Origin of the sequence: Parapedobacter soli, assembly GCF_025460835.1 — a bacterium.
GTDB classification, from domain to species: Bacteria; Bacteroidota; Bacteroidia; order Sphingobacteriales; family Sphingobacteriaceae; genus Parapedobacter; species Parapedobacter soli.
The window spans coordinates 1-6,102 of the sequence record NZ_JAMXAY010000099.1; the positions used below are offsets into that span (position 1 = coordinate 1).

The 6,102-nt window shown below is 36.2% G+C and carries 5 protein-coding genes; 4 read left to right on the forward strand and 1 reads right to left on the reverse strand.

Going from position 1 to position 6,102, the window contains the following annotated elements:
* Positions 1 to 271: 271 nt before the first annotated feature.
* Complete coding sequence (locus tag NGM62_RS22325) at positions 272 to 1,573, forward strand: tyrosine-type recombinase/integrase (protein WP_390938259.1); 1,302 nt, start codon at positions 272 to 274, stop codon at positions 1,571 to 1,573.
* A gap of 165 nt (positions 1,574 to 1,738) precedes the next feature.
* On the opposite strand, the gene NGM62_RS21305 is transcribed toward NGM62_RS22325, so the two are convergent.
* Positions 1,739 to 2,002 (reverse strand): hypothetical protein, encoded by a 264-nt coding sequence (locus NGM62_RS21305; protein ID WP_262250330.1) that lies wholly within the window; start codon positions 2,000 to 2,002, stop codon positions 1,739 to 1,741.
* Between the two features lie 339 nt (positions 2,003 to 2,341).
* Here NGM62_RS21305 and NGM62_RS21310 point away from each other — a divergent pair, with 339 nt between their 5' ends.
* From NGM62_RS21310 to NGM62_RS21320, 3 genes are read left to right on the forward strand one after another with little or no spacing between them, the layout of a single operon-like run.
* Positions 2,342 to 3,280 (forward strand): ATP-dependent DNA helicase, encoded by a 939-nt coding sequence (locus tag NGM62_RS21310; RefSeq protein ID WP_262250331.1) that lies wholly within the window; start codon positions 2,342 to 2,344, stop codon positions 3,278 to 3,280.
* Positions 3,244 to 4,590 (forward strand): ATP-binding domain-containing protein, encoded by a 1,347-nt coding sequence (locus NGM62_RS21315; protein ID WP_262250332.1) that lies wholly within the window; start codon positions 3,244 to 3,246, stop codon positions 4,588 to 4,590. Before NGM62_RS21310 ends, NGM62_RS21315 begins: the two co-directional genes overlap by 37 nt.
* Before the next feature lie 12 nt (positions 4,591 to 4,602).
* Complete coding sequence (locus NGM62_RS21320) at positions 4,603 to 6,063, forward strand: DUF7017 domain-containing protein (RefSeq protein ID WP_262250333.1); 1,461 nt, start codon at positions 4,603 to 4,605, stop codon at positions 6,061 to 6,063.
* Positions 6,064 to 6,102 lie beyond the last annotated feature (39 nt).

A 6,102-nucleotide genomic window follows, 5' to 3' on the forward strand; every position in this document is an offset into this window, starting at 1 on the left:
TTATTTTGCTGTAAATCAGAAATTTGTCCCATTTTTTAACGGAGTATTGGCATAAAAACAGTGAGTAATTCAGTGAGTCAATTCCAAACCTACCGCTACTCACTGAAAGAGCATTAAGTTGCTGAACGACAACCTATTAAGTAACTGAACATCTTAACTACCATAGGCTGCAAGGCTAATTTGCACCACTTAAATTTTGCCTTTCAGTGGCGGTGCAGAGCTCGTCCCGAAGCTCGGGACTTGGTTTTGTTTCACTTAAATGATGTTTATCATGAGTACAAATTATTCCTTGCTCTTCTACTTGGAGAAACCAAAAAACTATTTGGAAATCATCGGACGCTATGCAGATTATCCCCCATGCGTGGCAAAGGGGCTGGTACTTCCGGTGTTGAGCAACCAAAAGATGAACAGCTACCTGAAAGAGATTGCCGACCTGTGCGGCATCACCAAAAAGCTGACATTCCACATGGCACGGCACACATTCGCCACAACGGTGACGCTGGCCAACAACGTGCCGATAGAAACTGTCTCAAAAATGCTGGGGCATACCGATATCAAGACCACCCAACACTATGCCAAGCTGCTGGACACGCGGATCGGCAGCGACATGGAGGCCTTACAGAAACGGCTTGCCAGAATGCGACCGAAAATTATTCATATTTTTACCTGTGTACAACCAAGCAAAACAATGAAGCAAAAAGACGATTACTTATGGAAAGGGATTTTGGAAGACGTTTTTGACGATTTCCTTCGCTTCCTCCATCCTGATGCAGACAAAGTCTTCGATTTAAGCCGAGGCATCACATTCCTTGATAAGGAGTTGGAGCAGTTGTTCCCACCGGAAGATGATGAGTTTGCCCCCAAAGTGGTCGACAAACTGGCGCAGGTCTATACCCATGACGGCATTGAGGAATGGATTTTAATCCATGTGGAAGTTCAGGGCACTTACCGCAGGGATTTTTCCTTGCGGATGTTCACCTATTATTACCGGATACTTGATAAATACCATAAGCGCATTTCTGCATATGCCATCCTGACGGAGGCGAGCAAAAAACCGAGACCGAATACCTATGAGGAAGAGTTTATGGGTACAGGCATCTCGTATAGGTTTAATATGTACAAAATTGCCGAACAGGATACCAATCGTCTTTTGGCATCCGACAATCCTTTTGCTCTGGTCGTCCTAACGGCCAAGGCGGCATTTGTCGGCAAAAACCTGAATGACAAAGACGAAAGCGACAAGGCCTTGTTACAGACAAAAATACAGTTGGCGCGTGAATTGCTGGAAAGGAATATGAGCAAGGAAAAAATCAGGGGACTGATGAATTTCTTACGCTACTATGTGCGTTTTGATAACTCGGAAGTAAACATTATCTTTGAACAAGAAGTCGAAAAATTGACAGAAAGGAGTGACACAATGGGTATTGAACAGTTACTATTGGATAGAGAAAAGAAGAAAGGCAAGCGCGAAAGTTTAATCTCCGTTGCCCGCGAAATGAAAAAGGACGGCATTCCCGTTGAACAGATTGCCAAATTCACCAAGCTATCCGTAAAGGAAATCGAAAAGCTTTAGCAGAACTCTCATTATATAGAGCAAGCCATCCCCGAAACGGATGGTTTTTTTTGTTTCCCCCTAACCCTTGTACGCACCAAAGCATTTCACATGTTGCATGATTTGCTTTTCAATGGCCATGTGGATTATTCATGTGGTCTGTTTTCAGCGGCAGCATGAATAATTTCACCGCTTAGGCCACCGGAACGCAAAGCGGGGGAATCGGGTCAAGGGCGCCGGAGGGCAAAGGCCTGCGGGGGGACATTTATATACCCTTGACCTTTCCCAATCCGGCACATACCAGCATTTCTCAGACCTACTCCACCTACCATTCAGCGATTTGACCAAATCAATCTCTGCCCGGTCGTATTTGAAATCCATCCAAATGACTGCGGCATCCTTGTGCCTGCCTTCCTGAAAATCAAAACCAGAAAAACTAATACCTTCCATACTGCGTATTTTGTATTATCTACCAAAGTAAATCTAATAAGGTTATACAAAATACGCAATAGATAAAATCTGACAACACCAAATCAAGTCACTTAAAAACAACTATTTAGGGGTTAATAGAATGGCACTTGACACCCTTGCATATAGAAGATTATTGCGTATATTTGAGAGTTAGCGGTCACCCTATGAACGACCGTGCAAACAATAAACAGATAGACAAATGAACGGACAATCCAACGCTTCGACAAAATCAAAAGAGGTGCAACCAACCGCACCAAGCCAACGCATTTACAGCACATTTGCTTTTGCCCCAACCGCACCGAAAAATAGAAGGCCGAAATGACATTAAGAGAAACGTTTTCAAAATACACGCTGACATCAGGACAAAGTTCTCTTATTGACGAATTAGAAAAGTTCCTTTCCGACCAGACACCTTGCTTTTTGTTGAAAGGTTACGCAGGGACAGGAAAAACGTTTTTAATGAAAGGACTTACAGACTTTCTTTTGCAAAGCAAAAGAAACTTTGTTATTGCTGCACCGACAGGACGAGCAGCAAAAGTTATTTCACAAAAAACAAAACACAAGGCTTGCACTATCCACAAGACAATTTATTCAAGCAAAGAACTCAAAGAGTTTAAAACCAAAGACGAAGACGGAACAGAAACTTTCAAATTTTACTTTGAAGTTAGAATAAGTGAAGACCCGACAAATACAGTTTACATCATTGACGAAGCCTCAATGATTTCAAATGTTTATTCGGAAAGCGAATTTTTTAGATTTGGTTCGGGCTTTTTGCTTAAAGACTTAATTCGTTACATCAACTTTGACAACAACGACCACAGCAAAAAAATAATTTTCATTGGCGACAACGCACAGTTGCCACCTGTAAATATGAATTTTTCGCCAGCACTTGACGGAAGATACTTGCAAGAAAATTGCGGACTTGTTTCAAACGAATTTGAATTGACCGAAGTTGTAAGACAAAAAGCAAACAGCGGAATACTTCACAACGCAACAAAAATTCGTCAATCTTTAAAAGAAAACATTTTCAATAAACTTGACATTGAAACAGATTTTAAGGACATCAACAAAACAAAATATGAAGAATTGTTGCCCAAATATTTGCAAGCCTGCAACAACACAATAGACGAAGAAACGATAATTATTGCTTATTCAAATTCAGCCGTAAAAGGCTACAACGACTTTGTGAGAAATCATTTTTTTCCAAATCANAAGAATTGTTGCCCAAATATTTGCAAGCCTGCAACAACACAATAGACGAAGAAACGATAATTATTGCTTATTCAAATTCAGCCGTAAAAGGCTACAACGACTTTGTGAGAAATCATTTTTTTCCAAATCAAAAAACAATCACAGTTGGCGACAAAGTAATTTTATTGAGCAATAACTACAATTATCCGCAAATGGAATTGCTAAATGGTGACATTGGTTTTGTTATAGAAGTTTCGCAAACAACCGAAAGCAGAACAATTCCACTAAAACGAAAAAACAGCAAAAACATAGTTGAGGAAATAAATATTCCGCTAACTTTTCGGAATGTTACAATTACTTTCACAGACGAAAATTTTAAGAAACACGATATAGAATGTAAAATAATTGAGAACTTACTATACTCACATCACCGAGATTTGAGTTCAGACGAATTGAAAGCACTTTACATTGATTTCAAAATCCGAAACAAAAATTTAAAGATCGGAACACAACCATTCAAAGACGCTTTGCGAAGCGACAAGTATTTTAATGCGTTACGCATTAAATTTGGTTACGCAATTACTTGTCATAAAGCACAAGGCGGAGAATGGGAAAATACATTTTTGAATTGCAAAACTTCAATGGGTTATTTCAATTCAAGTTATTTCCGTTGGCTTTATACAGGAATTACAAGGGCAAAAGAAAACCTGTTTACGCTTGACGAACCGCATTTTACTATTGGAGGACATCTTATACCGCCAAAAATAGAACACCTAAAATTAAAAGATAATATCCTTGTGTTAAATGAGGAAATATCCTGTTTAGAAATTCCATTTGACTTTTCTAATGAAGTGTCTTTTACAAAGCATATTTTTCTTGCAATAAATGAATACTTGAAAGACGAAAATATCTCAATCAGCAGTATTAAACACGATAGTTTCAAAGAACATTATACTCTTTCACAAGGAAATGAATCAGCAAAGCTTATAATTCATTATACAAAAAAGAATGTAGTATCAAGTATTCAATCTATAACAAAAAACCTTTTTACGGAAAAAGTCTATTCTATTTTAAAACAGATAGAAAACAAAACGATTGTAATAGCTAATGAAGAAATTGAATTATCTGAAACGGAATTTGAATTTGATAAACCTTTTCTGCAAGAATTTTATGAAAATATAAAAAAGAAATTTGAACCGTCCGATATTCGGATAACTGAAATTAAACACCCTGATTATCACGAAATTTATACTTTTCAAAAAGGTGGATTTACAGCAACATATAAATTTTGGTATAAAAAAAATGGAGTTTTCGGAAAAGTTGAAGTTATTCCACCAATAACTGGTTTAACAGATGAAATTAATGGACTTCTTTAATTCAATGAATAAATGAGTACAAAAAAAGTATATGAACTTAGAAGAGAAGGCAAAAAAGAAGAAGCCTATAATTATGCTTTGAATTTGTACCAACAGGATTCAAGTGATGATGATATAAAAAAAGCATTGTCTTGGACATTGATTGATAAAATAAAACTGTTCATTGAATCAGGTAATATTCAGCAAGCTAATACTTTTCTTTTACAACTATATCAACTTAGCTTTGAATATATTGACGATTTTGTCGAATCAATAAAAACGCAAATAATCTCATTGATATATAGAATTTTCCCACAAGTTCGTGAGGCAAGTGATTTGAGTAAATCGGGACAACATTCACAAGCATTAAACATTATGCAGTCAATGATTGCTACTAATCAATTGTCTGAACTACATCACGAATCTTATGGTTGGATAATTTACAGATACATAAAAGCAGAAGAATGCAATCTTTCATCGGTTGAAGTGAGGACGTTTTTTAGAGATTATATGAACTTAAAAAATGAAAGACCGTCAATGCTTCATTCTATGATTTTAAATTTTGCTTTAAACTATTCTAAAACACACAGTGATTTTAAGTTTTACAACTTTTTCCTATTGTGGAATCCTGAATATTTAAGAAAAGGAGATTGGGAAGAAACAACTAACGGAGAAAATACATATAAGCCATTAGCAATAAAAGCACTTAAAAAGGCTTTTACAGTTCTGAAAACTCAAACTTCTGAACAAGATTTGTCTTGGCTAATCAAACCGTATGAAACTGCAATCGAATTGTTTCCCGATGATGAGTGGTTGTTGAGAGAAAAAGCATTGCTACATTTCAAAAACAACGAATTAGAATTAGCAATCAAAATATACAAACAGCTTGTTTTAGAACTTGCAAATAAACATTACGTTTGGAAAGAGTTTTCAGATTGTATCATTTCCAATAATTCTTTAAAAATAGGAATGTTGTCAAAAGCATTGAGTTTAGAAAAAAATGAAGATTTTTTAGGCGATATTCATTTAGATTTAGCAAAAGCGTTAATTGACGAAAATCTTTTAGAAAATGCACTTGTAGAACTTGAAGCATACAAGAAACATAGAGAAATAAAAGGTTGGAAATTGTCATCGCTTTTTGACGAATTACACAAAAAAGCAAGTTTAGTTAAACAAAGTTTAAAAGACAATCGGGAACTATACAAAAAATACATTCCTTTTGCTGAAAATTTCGCTTATGCTGATTTTGATTGGACAGAACTTGTCTTGGTTGATAAATGGAAAGATGATAAAGGAAAAGACCGCCTAACTTTTACAGACGGAAAAACAATAGAGTTTGCAATCGGCAAAAATCGTTTTGAAGTCTTGAAACAATCAGAATTAGGACAAATTTTAAAGTTCAAACTTCACAAACAGGAAATTAAAAAGGAAGTTGAAAACAGATTTTCATGGTTTGGGAAAAACGTCATTACAGAATACAAACATATTCTATAATTCCCCCCAATCGTTGGACAGATTTTTCATAAACTAAGT

Coding starts and splice junctions, on each gene's coding strand:
- NGM62_RS21305 (WP_262250330.1), bottom strand. CDS start 2,002: ATGGAAGGTATTAGTTTTTCTGGTTTTGATTTTCAGGAAGGCAGGCAC.
- NGM62_RS22325 (WP_390938259.1), top strand. CDS start 272: ATGAGTACAAATTATTCCTTGCTCTTCTACTTGGAGAAACCAAAAAAC.
- NGM62_RS21320 (WP_262250333.1), top strand. CDS start 4,603: ATGAGTACAAAAAAAGTATATGAACTTAGAAGAGAAGGCAAAAAAGAA.